The organism is Joostella atrarenae, from assembly GCF_021764745.1.
In the GTDB taxonomy this organism is placed as follows: domain Bacteria; phylum Bacteroidota; class Bacteroidia; order Flavobacteriales; family Flavobacteriaceae; genus Galbibacter; species Galbibacter atrarenae.
The window spans coordinates 1-359 of sequence record NZ_JAETXX010000059.1; the positions used below are offsets into that span (position 1 = coordinate 1).

Annotated in this window: 1 protein-coding gene; it reads right to left on the reverse strand. The window is 38.4% G+C overall.

Going from position 1 to position 359, the window contains the following annotated elements; genetic code table 11:
• The coding region (locus tag JM658_RS17050; RefSeq protein WP_236961111.1) for a hypothetical protein at positions 1-359 on the reverse strand (359 nt) is incomplete at both ends.

Genomic DNA, 359 nt, shown 5'->3' on the forward strand with positions numbered 1-359 from the left:
TAATAGTAATTATACTTTCACAACTACCATTTGTGGCTGTGATTACAATATCTGTACCTATGGTTCCAGTAATTGTACCATCACCATTATTTGTTCCTCCAGTAACGGTAAGTGTTGCTCCAGTAGTCTCTGTAAAGTTTACCGTATATGTAGTAGCTCCTACACCATCACAAATTCCTTGTCCAACTGTTAAGTCAGGGAAGACACAATCCGATGGACAATCCGATGGAATAGCTACGGTAGTTATCGTTTCACAAGAAGTACCGTTAGTAGCGGTGATTGTTAGTGTCGATCCTAAAGTTATATTTGTAATTACTCCATTTGCTTCATCTACTATCCCTGAACTAGCTTCAATCGTA